This is a genomic window from Flavobacterium anhuiense, assembly GCF_004151235.1.
Lineage (GTDB): Bacteria > Bacteroidota > Bacteroidia > Flavobacteriales > Flavobacteriaceae > Flavobacterium > Flavobacterium anhuiense_A.
Genome location: NZ_JUIV01000002.1, coordinates 298,582 through 321,092, shown reverse-complemented (window position 1 = coordinate 321,092; position 22,511 = coordinate 298,582). Strand labels below are relative to the sequence as shown.

Annotated in this window: 24 protein-coding genes; 11 read left to right on the top strand and 13 right to left on the bottom strand. The window is 32.7% G+C overall.

From position 1 onward, the window contains the following. Positions 1–6: 6 nt before the first annotated feature. A complete protein-coding gene (locus tag NU08_RS04250; protein WP_129746005.1) occupies positions 7–501 on the bottom strand; it encodes a DUF6252 family protein in 495 nt (164 codons plus the stop codon). Between the two features lie 189 nt (positions 502–690). On the opposite strand from NU08_RS04250, the gene NU08_RS04245 reads away from it, so the two are divergent. The 3 genes from NU08_RS04245 to NU08_RS04235 all read left to right on the top strand — a co-directional run bounded on the left by NU08_RS04245 (position 691) and on the right by NU08_RS04235 (position 2,562). Continuing rightward, positions 691–1,251 (top strand): 30S ribosomal protein S16, encoded by a 561-nt coding sequence (locus NU08_RS04245; RefSeq protein WP_008466226.1) that lies wholly within the window; start codon positions 691–693, stop codon positions 1,249–1,251. Positions 1,252–1,267: 16 nt separating this feature from the next. Continuing rightward, positions 1,268–1,792 (top strand): ribosome maturation factor RimM, encoded by a 525-nt coding sequence (rimM, locus tag NU08_RS04240; protein WP_129746004.1) that lies wholly within the window; start codon positions 1,268–1,270, stop codon positions 1,790–1,792. Positions 1,793–1,899: 107 nt separating this feature from the next. Beyond that, complete coding sequence (locus tag NU08_RS04235) at positions 1,900–2,562, top strand: tRNA1(Val) (adenine(37)-N6)-methyltransferase (RefSeq protein ID WP_242502478.1); 663 nt, start codon at positions 1,900–1,902, stop codon at positions 2,560–2,562. Between the two features lie 18 nt (positions 2,563–2,580). Here NU08_RS04235 and NU08_RS04230 read toward each other — a convergent pair whose 3' ends face one another. The 7 genes from NU08_RS04230 to NU08_RS04200 form a co-directional block, all read right to left on the bottom strand. Next, complete coding sequence (locus NU08_RS04230; RefSeq protein ID WP_129746002.1) at positions 2,581–2,964, bottom strand: hypothetical protein; 384 nt, start codon at positions 2,962–2,964, stop codon at positions 2,581–2,583. Positions 2,965–2,987: 23 nt separating this feature from the next. After that, positions 2,988–4,631, bottom strand: a complete 1,644-nt coding sequence (locus NU08_RS04225) for a S41 family peptidase (RefSeq protein WP_129746001.1) — start codon at positions 4,629–4,631, stop codon at positions 2,988–2,990. A gap of 39 nt (positions 4,632–4,670) precedes the next feature. Further along, entirely contained in the window at positions 4,671–5,966 is a 1,296-nt protein-coding gene (locus NU08_RS04220; protein WP_129746000.1) for an HlyD family secretion protein, read from the bottom strand. Between the two features lie 2 nt (positions 5,967–5,968). Then, positions 5,969–8,161, bottom strand: coding sequence for a peptidase domain-containing ABC transporter (locus NU08_RS04215; protein ID WP_129745999.1), 2,193 nt, complete (start codon positions 8,159–8,161; stop codon positions 5,969–5,971). Positions 8,162–8,477: 316 nt separating this feature from the next. Then, a complete protein-coding gene (locus NU08_RS04210) occupies positions 8,478–8,669 on the bottom strand; it encodes a hypothetical protein (RefSeq protein ID WP_129745998.1) in 192 nt (63 codons plus the stop codon). A gap of 240 nt (positions 8,670–8,909) precedes the next feature. Beyond that, a complete protein-coding gene (locus NU08_RS04205; protein WP_129745997.1) occupies positions 8,910–9,092 on the bottom strand; it encodes a hypothetical protein in 183 nt (60 codons plus the stop codon). Between the two features lie 57 nt (positions 9,093–9,149). Continuing rightward, on the bottom strand, positions 9,150–10,706 hold the full coding sequence (locus tag NU08_RS04200; protein ID WP_129745996.1) for a vitamin K epoxide reductase family protein: 1,557 nt from the start codon (positions 10,704–10,706) through the stop codon (positions 9,150–9,152). 555 nt (positions 10,707–11,261) lie between these two features. On the opposite strand from NU08_RS04200, the gene NU08_RS22250 reads away from it, so the two are divergent. From NU08_RS22250 to NU08_RS22240, 3 genes are read left to right on the top strand one after another with little or no spacing between them, the layout of a single operon-like run. Next, a complete protein-coding gene (locus NU08_RS22250; RefSeq protein ID WP_165352406.1) occupies positions 11,262–11,408 on the top strand; it encodes a hypothetical protein in 147 nt (48 codons plus the stop codon). A gap of 42 nt (positions 11,409–11,450) precedes the next feature. Next, the gene (locus NU08_RS22245) at positions 11,451–11,600 is read left to right on the top strand and encodes a hypothetical protein (RefSeq protein ID WP_165352405.1); all 150 of its coding nucleotides are present in this window, start codon (positions 11,451–11,453) and stop codon (positions 11,598–11,600) included. A 42-nt stretch (positions 11,601–11,642) separates the two neighbouring features. Then, on the top strand, positions 11,643–11,792 hold the full coding sequence (locus tag NU08_RS22240) for a hypothetical protein (protein WP_165352404.1): 150 nt from the start codon (positions 11,643–11,645) through the stop codon (positions 11,790–11,792). Between the two features lie 10 nt (positions 11,793–11,802). Here NU08_RS22240 and NU08_RS04195 read toward each other — a convergent pair whose 3' ends face one another. Continuing rightward, complete coding sequence (locus tag NU08_RS04195; RefSeq protein WP_129745995.1) at positions 11,803–13,584, bottom strand: helix-turn-helix domain-containing protein; 1,782 nt, start codon at positions 13,582–13,584, stop codon at positions 11,803–11,805. A gap of 165 nt (positions 13,585–13,749) precedes the next feature. Between NU08_RS04195 and NU08_RS04190 the strand changes: the two genes are divergently transcribed. From NU08_RS04190 to NU08_RS04170, 5 genes are all read left to right on the top strand, one after another. Further along, on the top strand, positions 13,750–14,928 hold the full coding sequence (locus tag NU08_RS04190; RefSeq protein ID WP_129745994.1) for an acyl-CoA dehydrogenase family protein: 1,179 nt from the start codon (positions 13,750–13,752) through the stop codon (positions 14,926–14,928). A gap of 91 nt (positions 14,929–15,019) precedes the next feature. Continuing rightward, on the top strand, positions 15,020–15,802 hold the full coding sequence (locus tag NU08_RS04185) for a DUF3050 domain-containing protein (protein ID WP_129745993.1): 783 nt from the start codon (positions 15,020–15,022) through the stop codon (positions 15,800–15,802). 133 nt (positions 15,803–15,935) lie between these two features. Next, positions 15,936–16,709 (top strand): helix-turn-helix transcriptional regulator, encoded by a 774-nt coding sequence (locus tag NU08_RS04180; RefSeq protein WP_129745992.1) that lies wholly within the window; start codon positions 15,936–15,938, stop codon positions 16,707–16,709. Positions 16,710–16,776: 67 nt separating this feature from the next. Continuing rightward, on the top strand, positions 16,777–17,205 hold the full coding sequence (locus NU08_RS04175) for a hypothetical protein (RefSeq protein ID WP_129745991.1): 429 nt from the start codon (positions 16,777–16,779) through the stop codon (positions 17,203–17,205). Between the two features lie 56 nt (positions 17,206–17,261). Next, on the top strand, positions 17,262–18,017 hold the full coding sequence (locus tag NU08_RS04170) for an SGNH/GDSL hydrolase family protein (protein ID WP_129745990.1): 756 nt from the start codon (positions 17,262–17,264) through the stop codon (positions 18,015–18,017). A gap of 154 nt (positions 18,018–18,171) precedes the next feature. Here NU08_RS04170 and NU08_RS04165 read toward each other — a convergent pair whose 3' ends face one another. The 4 genes from NU08_RS04165 to NU08_RS04150 are packed head-to-tail and all read right to left on the bottom strand — an operon-like array spanning position 18,172 to position 22,500. Further along, positions 18,172–19,191, bottom strand: coding sequence for a hypothetical protein (locus NU08_RS04165; RefSeq protein ID WP_129745989.1), 1,020 nt, complete (start codon positions 19,189–19,191; stop codon positions 18,172–18,174). After that, positions 19,169–20,797, bottom strand: a complete 1,629-nt coding sequence (locus NU08_RS04160; RefSeq protein ID WP_129745988.1) for an NAD(P)/FAD-dependent oxidoreductase — start codon at positions 20,795–20,797, stop codon at positions 19,169–19,171. Before NU08_RS04160 ends, NU08_RS04165 begins: the two co-directional genes overlap by 23 nt. Continuing rightward, complete coding sequence (locus NU08_RS04155; RefSeq protein WP_129745987.1) at positions 20,772–22,292, bottom strand: polyamine aminopropyltransferase; 1,521 nt, start codon at positions 22,290–22,292, stop codon at positions 20,772–20,774. Before NU08_RS04155 ends, NU08_RS04160 begins: the two co-directional genes overlap by 26 nt. Beyond that, positions 22,285–22,500 (bottom strand): DUF350 domain-containing protein, encoded by a 216-nt coding sequence (locus tag NU08_RS04150; RefSeq protein ID WP_008466189.1) that lies wholly within the window; start codon positions 22,498–22,500, stop codon positions 22,285–22,287. Before NU08_RS04150 ends, NU08_RS04155 begins: the two co-directional genes overlap by 8 nt. Positions 22,501–22,511: the final 11 nt, after the last annotated feature.

The window sequence follows — 22,511 nt, the reverse complement described above, 5'->3', positions numbered from 1 at the left end:
AGGAAATTAATTGTTGACTGGAACAAAGTTAGGCCCCTGTGTCACTGGAATTTTATAAAAAACGCCTTCCGAAAAATGCATAGTTTGTTTTTCAGCATTTTGATCAGTATTAACTGCTGTAAATTTAAACGTTCCTGAAATAGTATTATCAACAGTATTGTATTCTGTAACGACAATTTCTCCCGTTCCTTTGCCAGTTCCAGTGCTAAATTCTGCTTCCTGTCCTTTATATGTATTTTTATAAATGGCTTTTATATCATCATTTATACCTAAAACATACGTTTTCTCATCTGGTTCAGGAAGTTGAAATTTTATCTGTTCGTAACCTAAAGAACCTTCAATAGTAAAAAAATCATTCGATTCGGTTCCAGCTTGATAGGTTTGTGCTCTCCAAAAACTATTATCCTTTAAGGTCTGAAAAGCCGGATTATTAAATCTTATATCCTCTGTACAAGACATAAGCAACAGTAAAAGTGATAAAAAGTAAAAGTATTTTTTCATATTTAAAATGAATTTGATGCAAAAGTATCGCATTAAGAACTAAATACTTAAATTAAAAAGTCAAAAAAATGCTAAAAAAACAACTCAAATAGATTTAATCTCTTTTAAAACGCATTTTTCATAAAAAAATTATATCTTTGCGCCCTTAATTAACAGAGGTCGAGTACCTCAAAATTTAATCACTAGATTATGTCAGTAAAAATTAGATTACAAAGACACGGTAAAAAAGGAAAACCTTTTTACTGGGTAGTAGCTGCAGATGCACGCTCAAAAAGAGATGGTAGATACTTAGAGAAAATCGGTACTTACAATCCAAACACTAACCCAGCAACTGTTGAGTTAAACCTTGACAGCGCAGTTAAATGGTTACACAATGGTGCTCAACCAACTGATACTGCTAGAGCTATCCTTTCTTACAAAGGTGCTTTATTGAAACACCACCTTGATGGAGGAGTTCGTAAAGGTGCTTTAACACAAGAGCAAGCAGATGCTAAATTAACTGCTTGGTTAGAAGCAAAAGCTGGTAAAGTTGATGCTAAAAAAGATGGTTTATCTAAAGCAAAAGCTGATGCTAAAGCAAAAGCTTTAAAAGCTGAGCAAGAAGTTAACGCTAAACGTGTTGCTGATGCTGCTGCTGCACAAGCTGAAGCTGCTGCCGCTGCACAAGCTGCTGAAGCTACTGAAGAAGTTGCTGAAGCTACTGAAGAAGCTCCTGCCGCTGAAGAGAATAACGAAACAACTGAAGCATAATTTTTACTTAGCGATAATGCGTAAAGAAGATTGTTTTTATTTAGGTAAAATCGCTAAAAAATTTAGTTTCAAGGGGGAAGTCTTAGTCTATTTAGACACAGATGAACCTGAGTTATACGAAAATCTGGAATCAGTGTTTGTTGAAAACAACAAACACTTGGTTCCTTTTTTTATTGAAACTAGCTCATTGCACAAGAACGACTTTCTTAGAGTTCGTTTTGAAGATGTAAATACTGAAGAAGATGCAGATGCTCTTGTTGGCAGTCCTATCTATCTTCCTTTAACTATGTTGCCAAAACTTACCGGTAACAAATTTTACTTCCATGAAGTTATTGGTTTCGAAATTGAAGACAAACGTTTAGGCGTTTTCGGAAAAATAACTTCTATAAATGATTCAACTGCACAGCCTCTTTTTGAAGTTTTAAATGGTGAAGTCGAAATCTTAGTTCCTATGATTGATCAATTTCTAGTAAAAATCGATCGTGAGAACAAAAAAGTAATCATGGATCTTCCTGAAGGCCTTGTGGAAATGTACTTGTAAAAGCATTCAGTCACAGTTTTCAGTCATTACCTATCGTAAATTTTATTTATTCAGAAATGTCTTTATTTAGCTTCAAGCAATTTTCTATTAAGCAAGACAAAACTGCTATGAAAGTTGGCACCGATGGCGTTTTATTGGGTGCTTGGACTCCTATTTCTAATAATCCATTTAGTGTTTTGGATATTGGTGCGGGAACAGGAATTATTGCTTTAATGATTGCGCAGCGTTCAAACGCAGAACAAATTGATGCTCTTGAAATTGATGAAGATGCTTATGAACAGGCTGTAGAAAATTTTGAAGCTTCCCCATGGGGCGATCGCTTATTTTGTTTTCATGCCGGTTTAGATGAATTTATTGACGAGCCAGAAGATGAATATGATTTGATCGTTTCAAATCCTCCTTTTTATGCTGAAGACTATAAAACAGAAAACGAACAACGCGATTTAGCCCGTTTTCAAGATGCAATGCCTTTTGAAGAATTAGTTGAAGCTGCCGATTTACTGCTTTCAGAAAACGGAATATTTGCTTTAATTATTCCTTTCAAAGAAGAAGAAAAATTTATTGCTCTGGCAAAAGAATCTGAATTATATCCTCTAAAAATTACTCGAGTAAAAGGAACTCCAAAATCTGAAATAAAACGCAGTTTATTGGCTTTTAGCCGAAATGAAGTTTCTGAAATTGAAATAGATGAACTTGTTATCGAAATAGACAGACACGTTTATACTCCTGAGTATATTGAATTGACTAAAGATTTTTATTTGAAGATGTAGAAAACATCTTTGAATAAATCACTCTTTTTGCAGACACACTCCTCTTTGAAAATCTATTCCATTCGGGTTTTCTTCATTAAAATATTCTATTGAATAAGTAACACATTCATCGTCCGTATAAATTATTTCTGCTACACTTTTATCTCCAATTTTAACATTCTCGGCTCCTACGTTTTTTATACAAACCCTTTCAAGTTTACAATCACTAAGCCATTTGACACTCCAAACGGTTTGCAATTTACTATCAAAATAACACTCTTCAATAGAATCTCTTCGAATAGCATATTCATCTGGAAAAGCTGGAGCCGCAAACTTTCCATTCTTAAATTTAGTGCAATCTAATTTTTGAGAATAACTAATAGTCCCCAGTAAGATTAGACAAAAAATGATGATTTTTTTCATGATACTTTTACTATTATTTTTAATTATTTGCCATTTTTCGCAAAAAGAATTGCTCTTTCAAGAACTTCATCCTTGCCTTGCTGAATACCTAAAATTGTTGGTTTAACTTCAATATCTGGAACAATACCAACTCTTTGAGTTTCTTTTCTGTTTGGATAAAAAATTCCAAAACCTGTAAATATGGTTGAATAACCTTTTATAATTTCAAATCTGCATGTTCCACCATCTGCACCCGAAGTCTGACTGCCAATAACTGTGGCATTTGGAGCTGCTTGAAGACACATCACTAGATGTTCACCATGGCTTTGTGTTTTTTCATTTTGTAAAATAATCACTTTACCTTTATAATAATCCACATTTGTTTTTCCTGTTTTTTGATCTTCTCTCCAAACATATCTCCCCGGATATGTCAAGTCTGCATCTATAAATTTTGCAAAAGCTTTCTCTTCTGGATATAAATATTGCGCTATATCTTCTTCTATATTCGCTTCTTTTGGATATTTTCTTGCATCAAAAATAATTGCTTTAGTATCTTTAAATTGACTCATTACACTAGGAAGCTCGTCTGCTTTTATTCTCTCAACATCAACATACCCTATAGCATCATCCAATAATTTCCATTTCGCTGCATTTTTAGCATTTGTAATTTTTAGCTTTGAATAAGTGTAACGTTTAACTTTCTTAACAGAAGTGGTGTTGTCACGAATGAATTCGATTTCGATTGATTCTGTTTTTCCGTTGAAAACAGCCCAATAAATATTTTTTAAAGTTGCAGGCATATTAGAGCCTTCTGCATATTTCAAATTTTCATTGATTAAATCTCCTACTGTTTTTCCATCAACTTTCGTAACCACATCTCCTACTCTAAAATCATCAATTTTAGCTAGTGAATCATTTTTTAAAGCAACAACAACCGCTTTATTATCTATAAAAACTACATCAGCAGTAATAAATTTATCTCCAAAATAATCAGACATCTGTTTCATTTGTGTTGACGCGTGTGTATCATTCAATTTTATTGAAATTTCTCGCATGGCCAATGCAAAATCTTTTTCAGATTCTGGATTACTGAATCGGGACATCATTTCTATTAAAACAGAATCCCAACTTTGATCCATTTTATATTTATACGGAAAAAAGTATTCCATTTGATTCCAATAACGAAAAAGTGCCAAAAGACGCAGATTCTTATCCGTCCATTTAAAATCCTTGTACTTGACTTCGTTAATTACTTCTATATAAGGTTTAGAAGTATAATAGAATTGCTGTTTTTTATTCCTGTTTTCTTCAATAAACTTTAATTTTTTAGAAAGAGATTTCGAAAACAATTCATTCTTATTAAACCATGACAAATCGAAGTTTTTATCAAAATATTCTTTTTTTACATTCGGTTTTAAAGTTTCTTGTTTTTTGATTTCTCCCAAAGAATCAATCCAATTTTCTATAACCAGAGAAAAAGCTTCAGAAGTTTGAGCTTCCTCGATTTTTGGTAAAATTTGAAATAGCTGTTCATCCCAATTTTTGCTTCCATCGGTAACATTTGGATGATAATATTTTAAGAACCCCCAAACTTTGCAGGTCGCAGCTAGCTTTTGAGTTTCGGTAATTGGTTTTGAAAATGAAAATTGAAATAATAGTAAAAATGCAATAAGTACAGTTTTTTTCATTTAAAGATTTGGGCTTTTGGTTAGTTAGAGCTAATATTATTAAACTTGTTCAAAAATATTTTTAAACTGATACAGAATTCTTTCGATTAAACGCAGATCTTCGGTCACAATCTCTGCACTTCCTTTCATTTCCTGCTGAAATGTAATCTGTTTATTATACGATGTTTTCAGTCCATTTGGAAGCGCAACATCTATAAGAAGATTGCCATCCTTATCAGGCACCAATGAAATATTTTTGATTTCGCCTTTCAAAACACCAAATTCTCTGTCGGGATAATTCGCTAAACGGATATTGACACGCTGCCCCACTTTGATTTTTCCTGAATTTAAAGCTGGCGCTTTTACTTTTCCTATAAAACTATTTTTAGCATCTGGAATTATAGAAAATACATTATCTCCAACATTTATGGTCTGATTTTCATTCCACACTTGCAGAAAAGTTACTTTACCGCTGATAGAAGATTTTAATGCATAAGCCAACTCCCAATCTCTTATCACTTTTTTTAGCTGATAGAAAGATTGAGAAACATTGCGCCCAAGGTTAACTTCTTCTTTAGTACTGTTTATCTGCGAATTCTGACTTGATTTTGCATTGTCAATCAAAGAAGACCTTAATTGAGAAATTGACGACAATAAACTCCTGTAATTCTTTTGTGCCTGCAGGAAACTAAGTTTTTTAGCTTCCATTTCCTGAGCCGAAATAATCCCTTTATTGAATAAAGTTTCAAAGCGCGCCACTTCATTCTTCTGAAGTTCGAGTTCACGCTCATTAATTGTTTTCTGCTGTTGCAGGATTTCTATTCTTTCGGTTATCTGGATTTTTTCGGACTTCTGCGCCCTGCTTTCTACTTGAAAAGGATGCAGATCTTTATTTAATTCCTGCGCCTGATAATCCTTCTGAAATACCGCAAAAGCACTCTCTATTTCGCCTAACTGTTTATTTTGTAATAATCCAAAAGGAAACTCTTTTTTTGAACTGTTAATATCATAATCTTCAACAATCTTTTTCAATAAAAAGACATCTTTGTAATTGGCTGTATTTTCTATAATTGCCAGGGTACTGTTTTTTGCAACCAGCATTTTATTCTTAACCAAAATAGCTTCGATGCGCCCAGAAGACTTTGATACTATTTTCTCTGGAGGGATATTAGTTGTAATTACAATTTCTGTTTTTACGACATCCGGATATTTGACAAACCAGGAAACAAAAAACAGCATAATGATAATGGCAAATATCAGAACGGTTCCCCATCGTATCATCCAATGCGGAACTTTGGTCAAGATATCCTGAACCTCTTCGCTTCTTAATTCAAATGTATCGTTGTTTTCTGCCATAATTAATTCCCTAACTGCAATTGATTTTTAACCAATTCAAAATAATTCCCTCTCTGCTCAACAAGTGTGGTATGGTTTCCAATTTCGATAATTTTTCCTTTATCCAACACCACAATCTGATCGGCATTCATAACTGTACTCAATCTATGAGCAATTACGATTACTGTTTTGTTCTTAAAAAAAACATCAAGTTTCTGCATAATTGCTTTTTCATTATTCGCATCTAAAGCTGAAGTCGCTTCATCAAAAAACAAGATTTCAGGATTTTTATAGACTGCTCTGGCAATCAGCAGTCGCTGTTTCTGCCCAGTGCTCATTCCTAATCCTTCTGCACCTATCTTGGTATTGTAGCCCAATGGAAGTTCGCTTATATATTGCTTGATATTAGCCACATCCGATGCATAAACCAATCGTTCTTTGTCAATTTTGTCGACCCCAACCGCAATATTATTTGCAATTGTGTCGCTGAAAATAAAGCCTTCCTGCATTACTGCTCCGATATTAGATCTCCACGCCTTCTGGGAAATATTTTTCAGCTGGGAATTTCCAATATAGATTTCACCTTTATCAGGATCATAAAATTTCAATAACACTTTCATCAAAGTTGTTTTTCCGCTCCCGCTTACCCCCACTATTGCGGTTACTTTATTAGCTGGAATTTTCAAACTCAAACTATCCAAAACAATAATATCCGAACCTAAATATCTATACGAAATATTCTTTAATTCTATATCTGAATCATACGGCACATCATTGGACAGATTCTCCTCTTCTTGTGTTTCATCTTCTTTTTCGTGAATTTCAGATAATCTTGCCAATGAAATTTTAGCATCCTGAAGCTCTCTTACAAATTGGATAAGCTGTGTAATTGGCCCATTTAAACTGCCTACAATTGAATTAATGGCCAGCATCATCCCCAGCGTGATTGAACCGTCGATAACCAATTTTGCTGATAAAAAAGTGATGAAAATATTTTTTAATTCATTTATTACTGATGAACCAATAGTTTGCGACTGTTCTAATACCAAGCCTTTTATTGAAACCCTAAACAATCTGGCCTGAACATATTCCCAGCCCCAGCGCTTCTGTTTTTCGGCATTATGAAGCTTAATTTCCTGCATTCCGTTTATCAACTCCATCACTTTGCTCTGCTCATTAGAAACTTCTGAAAATCGCTTGTAATCTAAAGCTTCTCTTTGTTTCAAAAACATGCTTATCCAACCAAAATAAAGAAGGCTTCCGACAAAAAAGACCAGAAATATCTTGAGATTAAAATAAGCCAGAACTGCCCCCAATACAAACATGTTGATAACAGAAAACAACACATTTAAAGATGATGTAGTAAGTATTTTTTCAATTCTATGATGATCATTTATCCGTTGCATGATATCACCTGTCATCCTTACATCAAAAAAAGAAATCGGGAGATTCATTAATTTGATAAAGAAATCAGAAATTAATGATATATTAATGCGAGTGGAGAGATGAAGCAGTATCCAACTTCTTATGAGTTCTAAACCTGTTCTCCCGGCAAAAAGGAACAGCTGGGCAAAAAGGATCAGATAAATAAAATGAATATTCTGATTCTGGATCCCGACATCGACAATGCTTTGGGTTAAAAATGGAAATATCAATTGCAGTAAACTGCCTGCAACAAGCCCTATAGCAAGCTGAATAAGAAATGATTTATATTGAAATAGATATTGTGAAAGGAATCTGAATCCCAATCCTGAATTTTCCTCTTTATCGAAATCAGACTGAAAAAATTTTGGCGTCGGTTCTATCAATAATGCAACCCCTTCTCTTGTTTCGTCGTTAGCATTATTTCCTATCCAAAATTTTAAAAAATCCTCTTTATTATACTTAATCAACCCAAATGCAGGGTCTGAAACATAATAAATTCCCTTCTTAATTTTATAAAGTACAACATAATGATTATTATTCCAATGCAAAATGCATGGTAACGGAGCTTCTTCCAGCCTTTCCAAACTTAACTTTACCCCTAAAGTTCTAAAACCGATTTTTTCGGCGGCATCACTCAGAAAAAGCAAATTACTTCCTTCGCGAGTTGTTTCGCTAATATTTCTCAGCTCCTGAATATTGATTGTTTTACCGTAATATTTAGCAATGATTTTTAAACATGTCGGTCCGCAATCTTTATTATCTGCTTGTTTATAATGAGTGAATTTTTTCAATTTATTATGATTTATTCTAGACCAAATTAAGAAAAAAATTTCTTGTTAATCCATAAAAAAAACAGAGAAGACCTAAATCTTCTCTGTTTCAGTATTTAAAAACAAATTTTTAGCAACACAATTTCTTTAGGACATGGCCGCTGGTTACCCTAACCAAATAAAAACAACCTTGCGGCCAACTCCTAAGAATCTCAGTACCAATCATCAATACTGAGAATATGCTCAATGTTCCACGATCGAGCGCCTATACATTCAAAAAAAACATGACTAAATTCTAAATAAGGCTATATCGTATTACTTTTAAAAAAGTTAAAAATCAACAACAAAGACGACTTGTATCACAAATACCTGATGATGTATTTAGCGGACAAGTTTCGCCTGTCGGTATTAAAAAACATCCTGCTTCTAAGGCATGAACCCAACATTCTGGAATTCCTCCTTTCATGGTTTTCTGTTCATTTTTGTTAATGGACTGAGCACCTTCAAGACTTAAAATTTTCTTTAACATAATAATACCTTTTATCTAGTACGACAGTTTGTTCTGTCTCACTATTTAATATTTTTCAACAACAGTATCATGGCAATTGATATCTTCTGAATATTCATTCCCCAAGATGTTTTTCTGCTCTTTTTTTGTCAGCTTTCTTGTTTCCTTACTTTTTAAAATCTTTTCTAACATAACTGGCTATTTACATTTTTTGGTTTAAGCCTCAAATCTGCAATAACTTGATGCTTAAAAAAATCCTCTTTAGCAGCTTCCGACATAATTATTTGGAATGCAGTTCCAGTACGCTGGCACAGTTCCAAATTCTGTACATCTTTTAGCTTTAAATCCATCTTCACAAATAGGAGCATGATCTCCGTTCATTGTTTTCAGTTCATTAGCAGTCAATTCCACTGCACCTTTCAATTTCAAAACGTTCTTCAACATAACTGCAGGTTTATTGGGGTTACTTGTTTCTATTTGACAGTCGAAACTTCTGTTTTTTTAAGCTATTTTTTCCAAGACTTGAACTTCCTCTACATAATCATTTAAGAAATATTTCAATTCGTTTAGCTCATATTCATTGGGAAATAGCCTTTCGTTTACAATTTTAATCGGTGTGTAATTAAAATTGTTCATAGAGCACCAATCATATTGTTTCTGAATTTCTTGATTTATCATCATGCTAACAGAATCAACATTCCATTTTTTTAACCACTTTTTGTGAGTCATTCTTTTAATGTACCAATCTGAAATCGCTTCAACTGTCTTACCTGGTGTTGTTCTGTTAATAGTTAAAAGCCTTTCAACAACTGCTTTATAAGGATTGTCATTATTTTCTGGATTGATATTAAAAAGAACGTTCAAAAATATTTTATCTGGAAACTTCAATACTAAATCAAAAGCTTCTTGAAAAGTTTTATAACAGTGACCGCAGCTTGGACTAAGAATTACAGAAAGTCTAACCCCTGCATTTCTATTTCCAAATGTCAAGCCTCTTAAATCTTCAAATCCTTTGTTATATTTTACTTTTTTAGATAAGAAATTCAACAAAGAGTAATTTCTTTTAAATTTCTTAAGCTCTTTTAAAGAGTTTTCATTGTCAAGCATTTTTCTAATCATCACTTTAACCGCCGCCCATATTGGGATTAAAAGCAATAAAGAAAATACATAAGGGAAAATTTCATTAAAACTGAAACTCAATGTAAAAAGATCTGACGAAAACCAAAAAATGCTTTGTGCCAATATTAAAAATGATATTGCCAGACACATTATGCACCATTTCTGAATCTCAAATTTTTGAATCCATATTGAACAAACTATTATAGGAATAGCCAATAGACTTAAGAATCCAACGAAAATTGATGAACTTAAAGGCTGAACTAGTATTGCAATAATGCTTGAACTAAAGAAAAGCAAAGGCAAATCTGAAAAACTCACCCATCTATTTGCAATATCATCATTAAAACTTATTACTGAGTGGCAAGAAGAATTAGTACTTAAATTACAGAATTTTGAAATTACAGTATTTTTAACTCCCCATTTCTCTTGAACAATAAAGATACTTACAACTAAACCGAGAACTGATGTCACCAAAAATGAAGCGCTAAACCAATCAAAACGATTATAGAATAAAGACAATCCTGCTACAAGCGCAAGAGGCAGAAAATATTTTAGCCAATTGTATTCTATTTTTAAATTATCTCTTGCTACAACATTGTTTGGCTCGATGGCCACAATTACTCCATTCCAATCTAAAAGGAATTTATCATAAGACAATTTTTGACTTCCTTTTTTTGAAGTTGTGATTCTAACACCGCTTTTTATTTTTTCAACGAGTGTCAATTCATCTTTGAAATATGCCAAAAAGTTAGATGGCAAATCTTCAATCTGTTCTTTCGAAACTCTTACAGCGGCATTCTCTACAGAAAGCAAATCAAACGAGTCTGTAATGGCAAACAAACTCGGATAATTTGGATGAGACAAAAACAGATCCTTGAACTCATTTTTGATGTCTGAGTAGCGGTTGATTTGTAGAAATTTTTGGACAAGTTTTAACATCGCTTTTGATCGTTTTTAAATCATTTTACAATGCAAAGATTGGAGATTTTATTGATAAAAATTGCATGAACACATACATTTTATTAATTATACCACATACAATTTATAAATTATACCAAGTATAGTAATCCACACAACATACTAAAAATCAATTAATTAGATTAGTTTTTTTTTGATAAAAAGCTCAGAAAGGGCATTTTCGATTAACGGTTTTGCTTTTTATCTAGTTTTGGATAGGCAATAATCTAAACATGAAAAAACATGAAAAATAGGCTCATAAAAACAGATGATTTTGGAAGAAAAAGACAAATGAAAAAAAATCTATAAAAGCCCAAATCGGAAGCAAAAGTTGCTGATAAAAATCAAAAAAAAAGATTCTTATTTAACAGGTTTTGCCTTATAAATAAATTCCATTTTTATCGCTCTTGATTAATAATTCAAAAAACTTTTTAGTGTAATTCCGCTTTTTAGCATTCCCTTTTGCCTCCTTTAGCGAAACCTTAAAATATAGTTACGAGATAACATTATAAAAATATATAACTAAAATTCAAAAAGATGAAAAATAATACATCAACATTAGCAGATTTCGAAGTAGAAAAAATAGACTTAAAAACTCAAAAAATTATCAGAGGCGGTGGTACTGACTCTACCAATCCTTCCACAAGTGATCCTCTAAAAACTAATGGTGGGGGAAATGGCTGATTCTCATTTATAACAATATAAACGAAACTAAAAACTTAAATCATGAAAACGAAAAAGATGACATTTAAAGATTTTGAAGTAAATAAAATAGACTCAAAAACTCAAAGAATTATTCGAGGAGGCGAGAACGAATCTGTTGACCCTCCTATTGTAAACTATCCTATTAAAACTAACGGAGGAGGAAATGGCTGATTCTCATTTATAATAATATAAACAAACCTAAAAATTTAAATCATGAAAACGAAAATAATGACATTCAAAGATTTCGAAGTAGATAAAATAGACTTAAAAACTCAAAGAATTATTCGAGGAGGCGAGAACGAATCTGTTGATCCTCCTATTGTAAGCTATCCTATTAAAACCAACGGAGGAGGAAATGGCTAATAATTCAGTTTTAAATATTGTTCGCAAATTGAGCTGGAGATACTCCAGTTCTTTTGCGAAACGATTTTGCAAATGAAACTGCATTTTTAAAACCGACACTTTCTGCAATTGCCTGAGTTGAATATTTTCGATATAAATGATTTGTAATCATTTGGTTAATAACATAATTAATCTTTAATTCATTCGAATATTCTCCAAAAGATTTCCCGAATCTTTTATTGACTACATAGGACAAATAGGTAGTATTGGTTTTAATTTTTTTAGCAACATACGATAGTGTAAAATCTGCATTTAAGTATTCTAATTTTTCTTCTAATGCCAGCAATTTTTCTACAATTTTATTTTCTTTAGCCTCATCAATACTAAGGTTTGCATTTTCTTTTTTAAGCTGACCATCTTCTAGCTCTAGAAATTCTCCCGAAACTTTAGTTTTATCTACTGCTGCTTTTCCAATATCATCTTTCTCGATTTGTTTTTTCTCAAGATTAGCTTTAAATTCTTCAATCAAAGCGTTCATTTTTTTCTGCGCCTTATTCTTATCTCGAATATTTTTAATCAGGAAAAATACAATACCAACAACCAAAATAACGTATAAAATTTTTAGCGCTTTATTCCATAAAACCTCATATTTATACTTCTCCCGAATACTCAACATTTCATCACTCAGATTCGCAGTACCTAATTTGTAATTAACTTCCAAAGCTTCTTCTCTTAATTGTCCTTGATATTTTTCATAAGAATCTAAATAAATCTTAGAATGCTTAAAAGCTAATTCAGGTTCATTTTGAATATTATAAATTTTAGCTTGGATATAATTAGATTGAAAATAACTCATATCTATTTTCTTTTCCTTTTGATAAAGAGAATCAACTTTTTTTAAGAAAATTAAAGCTTTATCGTATTTTTTTTGAGAATAGTAGAGATCTCCTAGATTATAATTTGCTGTTTTATAATAACTTTCGTCGTTATTTTGTTTCGCATACATCGAAATATCAAAATATGCTCTCTCTGCATTTTTAAAATCCTTTTTCAACAAATAGATATTTCCTAGACTTAAAGTAGCTGTCATTTTATTATCTATATAGTTTTGCGAATAAGTTATCGCTCTTTTGTAATAGTATTCGGCCGAATCGAGTAAAACTAATTTACTTCGGTTCTTCATATAGTAGCCTTCATACACATTTCCTAAATTGGTATAAATATTACTTTTACTATTTTGAAATTGGTCTTTCTCATAAAGACTTTCATTTTTATCCAAAAAATCACTGTTCTGTCTAAGGTTTTTAATAGCAAGTTCATAATTCCCTACAGCTTCATTAACTAAGGCAATATTGCTTTTAAATTTTACAATCTGAATAACATCCTTAGTTTTAATGGAGAGCTTAATTCCTTCTTGATAATTGCTAAGAGCATTACTAAAATTTCGTCTTTTCCATTCTATCAATCCTCTATAATTATATAAATAAGCTCTAAGATTTATTTTTTGAACAGATTCTGGGAGTTTACTATAATGAGCTAATGCCTTGGCAAACCATTCATCACATTTAGCTCTATTGTCTTTCAATTGATATAGATAAGATCCTGCTCCATAAGCAAAAGCTTTGTGCTCATCATTATTAGATTTTTTTAATTCAGTTGCATATTCAAGTCCTTGATCAAAATTACCATTCATGCTAAAACGAATTTTATCCTGTAATTCTAAGTACTTTTGTTCCGTGAGCTCTCCTGTAGTTTGAGCAGTCCCACTGGAAAATAGTAGTAGTAAAAAGAAAAAAGAGATGATCAGCCTCATTAAGTTTGTTTTTGGAATTCAAAAATAGTCTATAAATTATCAAAAAACTACAATTTATTTGCCAAATTCCTATTAATTTTATTTTTACCATAAAAAAATATAACAATTTCATTTGTATTTGTTATATTTTTATTGTGTAAATTTGTTTTGCTAAAAATTAAAAAAATGAAACCAGACCTATTTCAATCTCCAGATTATTTTAACCTAGATGATTTATTATCAGACGAACATAAATTGGTTCGTGAATCTGCTCGTGCATGGGTAAAAAAAGAAGTTTCTCCTATTATAGAAGAATATGCTCAAAAAGCGGAATTTCCTAAACAAATTATTAAAGGTCTTGGAGAAATTGGCGGTTTCGGACCATATATTCCTGTAGAATATGGCGGAGCAGGATTAGACCAAATTTCTTATGGTTTAATTATGCAGGAAATAGAAAGAGGCGATTCTGGTGTAAGATCTACCTCATCTGTTCAATCTTCTCTAGTAATGTATCCTATTTGGAAATATGGAAACGAAGAACAAAGAATGAAATACCTGCCAAAACTAGCTACAGGAGAATACATTGGATGTTTCGGTTTGACAGAACCAGACCATGGCTCTGATCCTGGAAGCATGATCACTAATTTTAAAGATATGGGAGATCATTATCTTTTAAATGGTGCTAAAATGTGGATTTCTAACGCCCCTTTTGCTGATATTGCGGTTGTTTGGGCTAAAAATGAAGAAGGACGAATTCATGGTTTAATTGTAGAACGTGGAATGGAAGGTTTTACAACGCCAGAAACGCATAATAAATGGTCATTACGTGCTTCTGCGACTGGAGAATTAATTTTTGATAATGTAAAAGTTCCAAAAGAAAATCTGCTACCAAATAAATCTGGTCTTGGCGCCCCTCTTGGCTGTTTAGATTCTGCGCGTTACGGAATCGCATGGGGAGCAATTGGAGCTGCAATGGATTGTTATGATACAGCTTTAAGATATTCAAAAGAAAGAATTCAGTTCGGAAAACCAATTGGAGGAACTCAATTGCAACAGAAAAAACTGGCAGAAATGATTACAGAAATCACAAAAGCACAATTATTAACTTGGCGTTTAGGAGTTTTAAGAAACGAAGGCAGAGCAACTTCTGCTCAAATTTCGATGGCAAAACGCAACAATGTAAACATGGCAATCAACATCGCCAGAGAAGCAAGACAAATGCTCGGAGGTATGGGAATTACTGGCGAATACTCAATTATGCGTCACATGATGAACCTTGAAAGTGTTATTACTTACGAAGGTACTCACGACATACATTTGCTTATAACAGGAATGGATGTGACTGGAATTCCAGCATTTAAATAATCTACAATTATTAAAATATACATAAAATCAATACGAAAAGCTTCTTCTTGACGGAGAAGCTTTTTATCTTTGCATCAAAATTTTTTCAAAAATGAATATCGAAACGATAAACAAAAGCATTCAACCTCAAAAAGACCAACTATTAAACCACTCTTTATACAATAAGATTCAAAATATAAATGATCTTCATAGCTTTCTAGAAACTCACGTTTTTGCTGTTTGGGATTTTATGTCACTTTTAAAAGCCTTACAGGCCAAACTTACTTGTACAACAACACCTTGGTTTGCTACCAAAAATCCAGAAACACGTTATTTGATTAATGAAATTGTTCTTGCAGAAGAGAGCGATTTAAGTATTGATGGAAGAAGACAAAGCCACTACGAAATGTATCTTGAAGCTATGGAAGACTGTGGCGCAGATACAACAGGAGTTTTAAAATTCTTATCAGAGGTGACCTCTCTTCATAATATATTCGTAGCAATCAAACAAAGCTCACTGCATCCCAATGTAAAAGCCTTTTTAGATTTTACTTTTAGAGTTATCGAAGAAGGAAAACCACACGAAATTGCAGCAGCATTTACTTTTGGAAGAGAAGATTTGATTCCGAGTATGTTTACTGAAATTTTGAAAAACTTCCAGAAAAACCTTCCGGAAACCGATTTAGCAAAATTACTATACTATTTTGAAAGACATATCGAATTGGATGCTGATGAACATGGTCCAATGGCAATGACTATGATTACAGAATTATGTGAAAACGATTCTCAAAAATGGAAAGAAGTTGAAGAAGTTTCGATTCTTGCTCTAGAAAAACGCATCGGACTTTGGAATGCTATCGAGGAAGAAATTTTGATGAAAGCCGAAATGGTTTAAAATTACTATAAGTTATGTAACATAACTTATTTCTTAAAAAATTCCAATAACCGAAACTGTTTAATGACAGATAAGTTATTGGAATTTTGTTTTTTCATACCTTTGAGATTCAAACTGTTGAAAACACTTTCAAATGAATATTATCGATTTCATTCCAACAGAACAGTTAAGGCCTTTTATTAAGACTTACAGAATTATCGAAAGCGAAGACGAATTGATAAACAGGGTTTTGCCCAGCACTTCTCTAGCAATTGCTTTTCGCTGCAAAGGCGATGTTAATTATATTAAAGAAAATCAGAAAAATAAACTACCCATTTCAACAATTTCGGGTATTCGCAAATCAGTACGATTAATTAATTATGCAAAAGATACGGCAACTCTTGTCGTTCAGTTTAAAGAAGCTGGAGCTAAAGCTTTTTTTAAAGAACCGCTTCATGAATTATTCGAAGAAAGTGTTTCGCTCGATAACTTTATTCCACAGCAAAAAATCGCCGTTATCGAAGAACTTTTAGCAGAAGCAAAAACCAACAATCAAAAAATTGCGGTTATAGAGCAGTTTCTTTTATCAAGGTTGCACAATTACAAACCCGACAATTTAATCTCTGCAGCTATTACTATCATACAATCTAAAAAAGGCGTCATTAAAATAAAAGAACTTGCCGATGCACTTCTTATCAGTCAAGACGCATTTGAGAAAAAGTTCCGAAAAACAATTGGATCTTCTCCAAAACAATTTTGCTATGTTGTTCGCATAAAATCAATTATCGATTACAAACAAAAAAATCAAAACCTTATCGATCTGGCTATTGATGCCGGATATTTTGACCAGCCTCATTTTAATAAAGATTTCAAATTATTTACAGGACAAACTCCAACAGAATTTTTCAACTTTCCTTCTTTTTGGTAAATCAATGATTTTTTACAATGATTCCCTTTTCGCAATTCTGAATTTTACATCAATAAAAACAGGAACTATGAAAACAAATCTTTTAATCGGAATTGTCTTTTTGACATTATTCAGCTATAGAACAAATGCTCAATCAACAACAATCAATTCAGAAATTGAACCTAAAAAATCAGAAACCATGCAACAAATTTTTATCGATAAATTTATCGTTCCCGAAAAATCAAAACAAGAATTTTTAGAACGAGTAAACATCAACCGAAACCTCATAAAACACTTAAACGGCTTTGTAAATGACAACGCATACGAACGTATTGACGAAAACGGGAATTTAATTTATATAACAATTGCTGTTTGGGAAAATGAAACGGTCTTGAAAAGCGCCAAAGAAGCTGTACAAGCTTACTACAAAAAAGAAGGTTTTAATATCGCCGAAATGCTCACAAGATTAAACATCGTCATGGAAAGAAATATTTACAGCGAAGCTACAAAACCGTAACCAGCTATTTAACGTAACTATTTGTTTAAAACGACCCAATCTAATTTAAACAAATTATGAAACCGCATTTTAAACAAATAGTTATCGTTATTCTTTCAGTATTTCTTCTTAGCTGCAGTTCAGATGAAACCTCAACTCCTATTACCACTACTCCACCCGTTGTAAACCCTCCAACAACGCCTCAACCGCCAATTCCAAGTTCCGTAAATTATTTAGCCTTAGGCGATAGTTATACCATTGGCCAAAGTGTATGCGCTACATGCCGTTTTCCAGAGCAATTAAAGACAAGTTTAACTGCAATGTACTCTAGTAGCATTTCGCTTAAAATAATTGCTACAACAGGCTGGACGACATCCAATTTAATTTCGGCAATTAATTCTCAAAATCCAGAATCCAATTATGATTTGGTAACACTTTTAATTGGCGTAAACAATCAATATCAGCATAGAAACTTTTCAGTTTACGAAAAAGAATTTCCAGAACTAGTCAATAAAGCTATTATGCTAGCCAAAGGCGACCGAAAAAATGTTGTAGTTATTTCTATTCCCGACTATGCATATACTCCATACGGGCAAGCTCTTGCAGGAAATCAAAGCAGTACGATTTCATTAGAAATAGATCAATACAATACATTTGCAGAAAATTATTGTACAAATAATCAAGTCGCTTTTGTATCCATTACAGATATTACACGTATGGGATTAAGCAATCCAAATCTTGTCGCTTCAGATGGCTTACATCCTTCTGAAGCTGCTTATAAAATGTTTGTGGACAGAATGATGCCGAAGATAAAAACAGCTTTGCAGAATTAGTTTTTTCAATTTTTAGAAGCAGAAAAAGTCATTTTCAAAAACACGTTTAGTCCCGCTATTCACTATATCTTTTGTTCTGAACCCCAGAACAAAAGGATATCGTTCCTATCGGGGCTAGATTAGAACTTTCATTTTTCAAAAGGACGAAAGATATTTACTTTTTAGACTTCCAAATAAAACCATCCAATAAATAATGCGTAAACTGTGGCACCGTCAATAAAGGAACTAGCAAAATCTGCCAGCTCGAAAAATCAAAATTTGTGATGTTAATATTCTCATTCCAAACAAAAAGCTCCCAGAGAAATTCTTCTGAAAAGGCAATTAAAAGCAAAATTCCAATGTAAATTAAAAGTCCTTTGTATTGTTTTAAGAAAGACAAACGCCCTAATTCTGTTTCCGATTTTCCGTCAATTTCTTTAAAATAAACCAAAGCCATATATGGGATTCCATGTGAAACGACATTCAATAAAGTAAAAATCAAATCGTCATTAAAATAGACAATTCCGAAATACCACGACAAAGCTGTTCCCAGAATAATACTATTTTTTGGAATATTAAAAAATCGATTCTGGATAGATTTTACAGCTGTGTAAACGATATAAAAAATCAAAATTCCAATATAAACCCAAAACAGGATTTCGAGAATTCTTTGGTTTTCAAACCTAAAAAATTCATTTTCTACAAACCAATTGAACTTTCGCTTTGACGAAAAAAACCAATACAGCATTGGATATCCCGTTGAAGCATAAATCGTAAGATTATCAATCCAAACCGAAATTTTGGTCTTCGTTTCTTTTCTCGCATACAATCTCATAAAGCCATATTGCTGTCTGATGAAATGAAAAACAGCCACATAAGCCAGAAACGACCAAAAAACTAAACTGCCGAAAGAGAAAAGCACAATTCCGGTTACGAAACAAAAAAGAGGCAATAGAATCAATCTTCTTTTTTGCTTTTGAAACTCATCAGCAACAAAATAAGTTTTGAATAATGTCGCATAAACATGCGCCACATCAATAAAAACAATAAGGAAAAGCCAAGTGTAAAAAGAATAATTTTCTTCAATCTGGACAATATAATCCTGAAAAATAAAGATGATCGCCAAGACAAAAAATGACGGACCAATTATAAAAGCTAAATCAGTTTTGGCTTTATGAATCCAAGGTTGCTCCATCTACAATTTCATTTACAACATTAATTCCTTGATGAAAAGCTTCTTCAAAAATCGAAATTCCAGATAAATCGCTGTGTGCAAAATAGATCTTCTTTTCAATATTTTGTTTAGCCTGTCTTTTTGATTCTCCGAAAATAAATCCCGGCGCAGGCGAAATCATTCCGTGACCTAAAAGAAAAACTTCAATGTCTTCTGTATATTCTTCAATATCTGGATGCGCTACTTTTAAGTCATTCAAAACAAAGTGCTTCCAATATTCTTTATCTTTTTTATAAAGCTCTTTTCTGGTTTTCTTTAAATCGGCAGACGAAAAACTATAATAATACGTAATCACTTTTTTGTCCTGAACCTGATTCACAGTCTGATGCTGATCGTAAACATATCCTAAACCTTTCGCATCATAAATTACATTATCCCAAGAAAGCGGAAAACTAAAATTATCCGTTAAATCATTAACGACTAAAGTTGCCAAAAGCCAAGGTGTGTAATGGAAATCTTTGGTAAACGCTTTTCGGTCTTCAATCAAATATTGATTTACAAACTGCGGAGAACTCATAATCACTTTATCGGCAATAATTTCAACCGACGTTTTATTGACATCATCAAAGGCTTTTGCGATTACTTTATTCTTTTCGACTTTAACTTCGTAAACCAAATGATTTTTCAGCGTCTTATCTGTAGTATATTTTTTTAAATGATTGGCTAAACGCGAATTTCCTTCTGGCCACGTTAAAACGCTGTCGTGTTTTTCGGGTGTCGAATCTTGTTTTCTTCCAGCAAAATAATGAATTCCAGCCCAAGCCGAAACGTAGTCAATTCCTAAACCGAAATCGTCTTTACAACAATAATCGATATAATTAAACAAAGGTTCAGAAGAAAATTGATTGTTTTTGAACCACTTTTTCATCGTGATTTTATCTAAAGCTCTTGTTTCAATATCAGACGAAGAAAGATAAAGCGGAATATCAAACAGATACTTTTGATCTTCGCCTTTGGCGATTCTAAACGCATCCATTTTTTTGAAGAATTTGTCAAACTCTAAATCATCTGAAATCAAATTTCCTTCTTTTGGAACTACACCTTCCTGCCAGTTATTTTTATAGAACAAACGTTCGTCTGGCGCAAAAGTCAATTGTAATTCATCAAAAACAGGAAATCCTTTTTCGTTGTAACCTAAAATTATTTTTTCTTCTTCTAAAAAATGAAGCAGTTCTTTATCCTGAAAATTTGGCAATGGCAAATAATGCGCGCCCAAAGGATATTTGGAGTATTTATTTTCTCCGTTTGAAGAATTCCCTCCCAAATGATTTTCTAATTCCACTATCAAAAAATCTGAAATTCCTTTTTTATGAAACTGGCGTGCCGCACTTAAACCAGAAATTCCTCCGCCAACAATTAAATACGGAATCTGGATCTGTTTCGTCGGTTTAGGAAAATCCTTAATCCATAAACGATGTCCAAGCAAGTGCTTAGTGCCCGATAAACGAATCATCAGTACCGCAATTTTATCTGAACAAAACTGCAGAAACGGAACCGCAATTAAAGCCGCTCCAACTACTTTTATAAAACTCCTTCTGGATTTATTGCAGTTTTCCCCACTCTTCATCAAAATAGCGTACTAAAATCTGGTTATCTAAACGATTGATTTCAATTTCATTGGAAATCATATCGTTTGTAAAATAATTGAATCGATCGAATTGATAATTGTAAAATTTCAATCCGTCTGCTTTTCGGTTTACGGTATTAAAAGTCGTTCCAAAACCGTTTATGGCAATCGTATAACCCCATTCTCCAAAAGACGGCACATACGCATGATATGCATCGACCTGTGGGAAAACCTGCATGACCGTTTTATTAATACACCAAAAAGATTTAGGCGCAAAATATGGTGAAGTCGTTTGTATAACCACCGCAGCATCTGGTTGTAAAATGGTTTTTATGGTTTGATAAAAATTTAGCGAATACAATTTCCCTAAACTATAATTGGACGGATCTGGAAAATCGATTATCGCCACATCGTATTTCTCTTTATTGTTTTTCGCCCAAATATAAGCATCGGTATTGATTACAGTAACTTTAGGATTATTCAAAGAATTCTGATTGAAATTCGTCAATACTGAATTGGTTTTGAAAAGTTTTGTCATTCCTTCATCTAAATCTACCAAAGTCACTTTCTCAACATCTTTGTACTTCAGAATTTCGCGAACCGCAAGACCATCTCCACCACCCAAAACCAAAACGTTTTTGACGCTTTTAGCCATCGACATCGCGGGATGCACAAGAGCCTCGTGATAACGATATTCATCTGCAGAACTAAATTGTAGGTTGTTATTCAAATAAAGCCTGTAATCGCTCTTATTATGCGTTAAAACGATGCGCTGATACGGTGTTGAATTGGTATAAATGATATTCTCTCCATACAATTTCCCTTCCGAATAAGCGAGAATATCATTCGAAAAAATAAAAACAACCAATAATAATACAAAAGAGAAAACGGCTTTTGCTCTTAATAAAGAAGGTTTCCTTAATTCTCTTTTTAATAAAAAGCATAAAGCAATAGCAATGCTCACATTAATCATTCCGAAGAAAAGAGAAGTTCCCATAATTCCTAATTTTGGCACTAAAACCAACGGGAATAGTATCGAAGCCAAAAGTGCTCCGATATAATCAAAGGTAAAAACATTCGAAACCAAATCTTTAAACTCGACTCTATCTTTTAAAATATTCATTAAAAGCGGAATCTCCAATCCGACCAAAAATCCGGTTACGAAAACAAATAAATATAAAATGAATTGAAAAGAACCCACATTTTCAAACAGCAGAAACAAAATTACTGAACTCAAACCTCCGATAAGTCCGACCAGAATTTCAATTTCTACAAATGTGTTAAGCAGATTCTTATTGAAAAACTTCGAAAAAAAAGAGCCTATACCCATAGAAAACAGGTACACGCCGATAATAAATGAAAACTGTTTTACCGAATCGCCTAATAAATAACTCGCCAAAGTTCCTGCAACCAACTCATAAATAAGTCCGCAAGTGGCAATTATAAATACGGCAAAGAGTAAAAGAAATTCAAACCTAAGAAACTTTTTACCCATGAATTGCGGCACTAATAATCATGGAAATCCCGATGATAAATGCTGCCAAAACAATGGCAACAGCAACATTATTTTTTTCTACAACTTCTTTCCAAGTATTTTCCGGAGTCAGTTTTTCAATAATATAATAGCCGATTAATAAGATTACAATTCCTAAAAAAGAATAAAGAATTGAGTTTACTATTGGCTGTGCGTGAAATAATTCCATATTTGATAGTT

What these genes read in the sequence shown, in the direction of transcription:
- NU08_RS04175 (WP_129745991.1), top strand. Translation starts at nt 16,777, where the DNA reads ATGAAAACAAATCTTTTAATCGGAATTGTCTTTTTGACATTATTCAGC.
- NU08_RS04205 (WP_129745997.1), bottom strand. Translation starts at nt 9,092, where the DNA reads ATGTTGAAGAACGTTTTGAAATTGAAAGGTGCAGTGGAATTGACTGCT.
- NU08_RS04170 (WP_129745990.1), top strand. Translation starts at nt 17,262, where the DNA reads ATGAAACCGCATTTTAAACAAATAGTTATCGTTATTCTTTCAGTATTT.
- NU08_RS22240 (WP_165352404.1), top strand. Translation starts at nt 11,643, where the DNA reads ATGAAAACGAAAATAATGACATTCAAAGATTTCGAAGTAGATAAAATA.
- NU08_RS22245 (WP_165352405.1), top strand. Translation starts at nt 11,451, where the DNA reads ATGAAAACGAAAAAGATGACATTTAAAGATTTTGAAGTAAATAAAATA.
- NU08_RS04185 (WP_129745993.1), top strand. Translation starts at nt 15,020, where the DNA reads ATGAATATCGAAACGATAAACAAAAGCATTCAACCTCAAAAAGACCAA.
- NU08_RS04150 (WP_008466189.1), bottom strand. Translation starts at nt 22,500, where the DNA reads ATGGAATTATTTCACGCACAGCCAATAGTAAACTCAATTCTTTATTCT.
- NU08_RS04195 (WP_129745995.1), bottom strand. Translation starts at nt 13,584, where the DNA reads ATGAGGCTGATCATCTCTTTTTTCTTTTTACTACTACTATTTTCCAGT.
- NU08_RS04250 (WP_129746005.1), bottom strand. Translation starts at nt 501, where the DNA reads ATGAAAAAATACTTTTACTTTTTATCACTTTTACTGTTGCTTATGTCT.
- NU08_RS04220 (WP_129746000.1), bottom strand. Translation starts at nt 5,966, where the DNA reads ATGGCAGAAAACAACGATACATTTGAATTAAGAAGCGAAGAGGTTCAG.
- NU08_RS22250 (WP_165352406.1), top strand. Translation starts at nt 11,262, where the DNA reads ATGAAAAATAATACATCAACATTAGCAGATTTCGAAGTAGAAAAAATA.
- NU08_RS04225 (WP_129746001.1), bottom strand. Translation starts at nt 4,631, where the DNA reads ATGAAAAAAACTGTACTTATTGCATTTTTACTATTATTTCAATTTTCA.
- NU08_RS04165 (WP_129745989.1), bottom strand. Translation starts at nt 19,191, where the DNA reads ATGGAGCAACCTTGGATTCATAAAGCCAAAACTGATTTAGCTTTTATA.
- NU08_RS04245 (WP_008466226.1), top strand. Translation starts at nt 691, where the DNA reads ATGTCAGTAAAAATTAGATTACAAAGACACGGTAAAAAAGGAAAACCT.
- NU08_RS04190 (WP_129745994.1), top strand. Translation starts at nt 13,750, where the DNA reads ATGAAACCAGACCTATTTCAATCTCCAGATTATTTTAACCTAGATGAT.
- NU08_RS04160 (WP_129745988.1), bottom strand. Translation starts at nt 20,797, where the DNA reads ATGAAGAGTGGGGAAAACTGCAATAAATCCAGAAGGAGTTTTATAAAA.
- NU08_RS04155 (WP_129745987.1), bottom strand. Translation starts at nt 22,292, where the DNA reads ATGGGTAAAAAGTTTCTTAGGTTTGAATTTCTTTTACTCTTTGCCGTA.
- NU08_RS04180 (WP_129745992.1), top strand. Translation starts at nt 15,936, where the DNA reads ATGAATATTATCGATTTCATTCCAACAGAACAGTTAAGGCCTTTTATT.
- NU08_RS04200 (WP_129745996.1), bottom strand. Translation starts at nt 10,706, where the DNA reads ATGTTAAAACTTGTCCAAAAATTTCTACAAATCAACCGCTACTCAGAC.
- rimM (WP_129746004.1), top strand. Translation starts at nt 1,268, where the DNA reads ATGCGTAAAGAAGATTGTTTTTATTTAGGTAAAATCGCTAAAAAATTT.
- NU08_RS04235 (WP_242502478.1), top strand. Translation starts at nt 1,900, where the DNA reads ATGAAAGTTGGCACCGATGGCGTTTTATTGGGTGCTTGGACTCCTATT.
- NU08_RS04230 (WP_129746002.1), bottom strand. Translation starts at nt 2,964, where the DNA reads ATGAAAAAAATCATCATTTTTTGTCTAATCTTACTGGGGACTATTAGT.
- NU08_RS04210 (WP_129745998.1), bottom strand. Translation starts at nt 8,669, where the DNA reads ATGTTAAAGAAAATTTTAAGTCTTGAAGGTGCTCAGTCCATTAACAAA.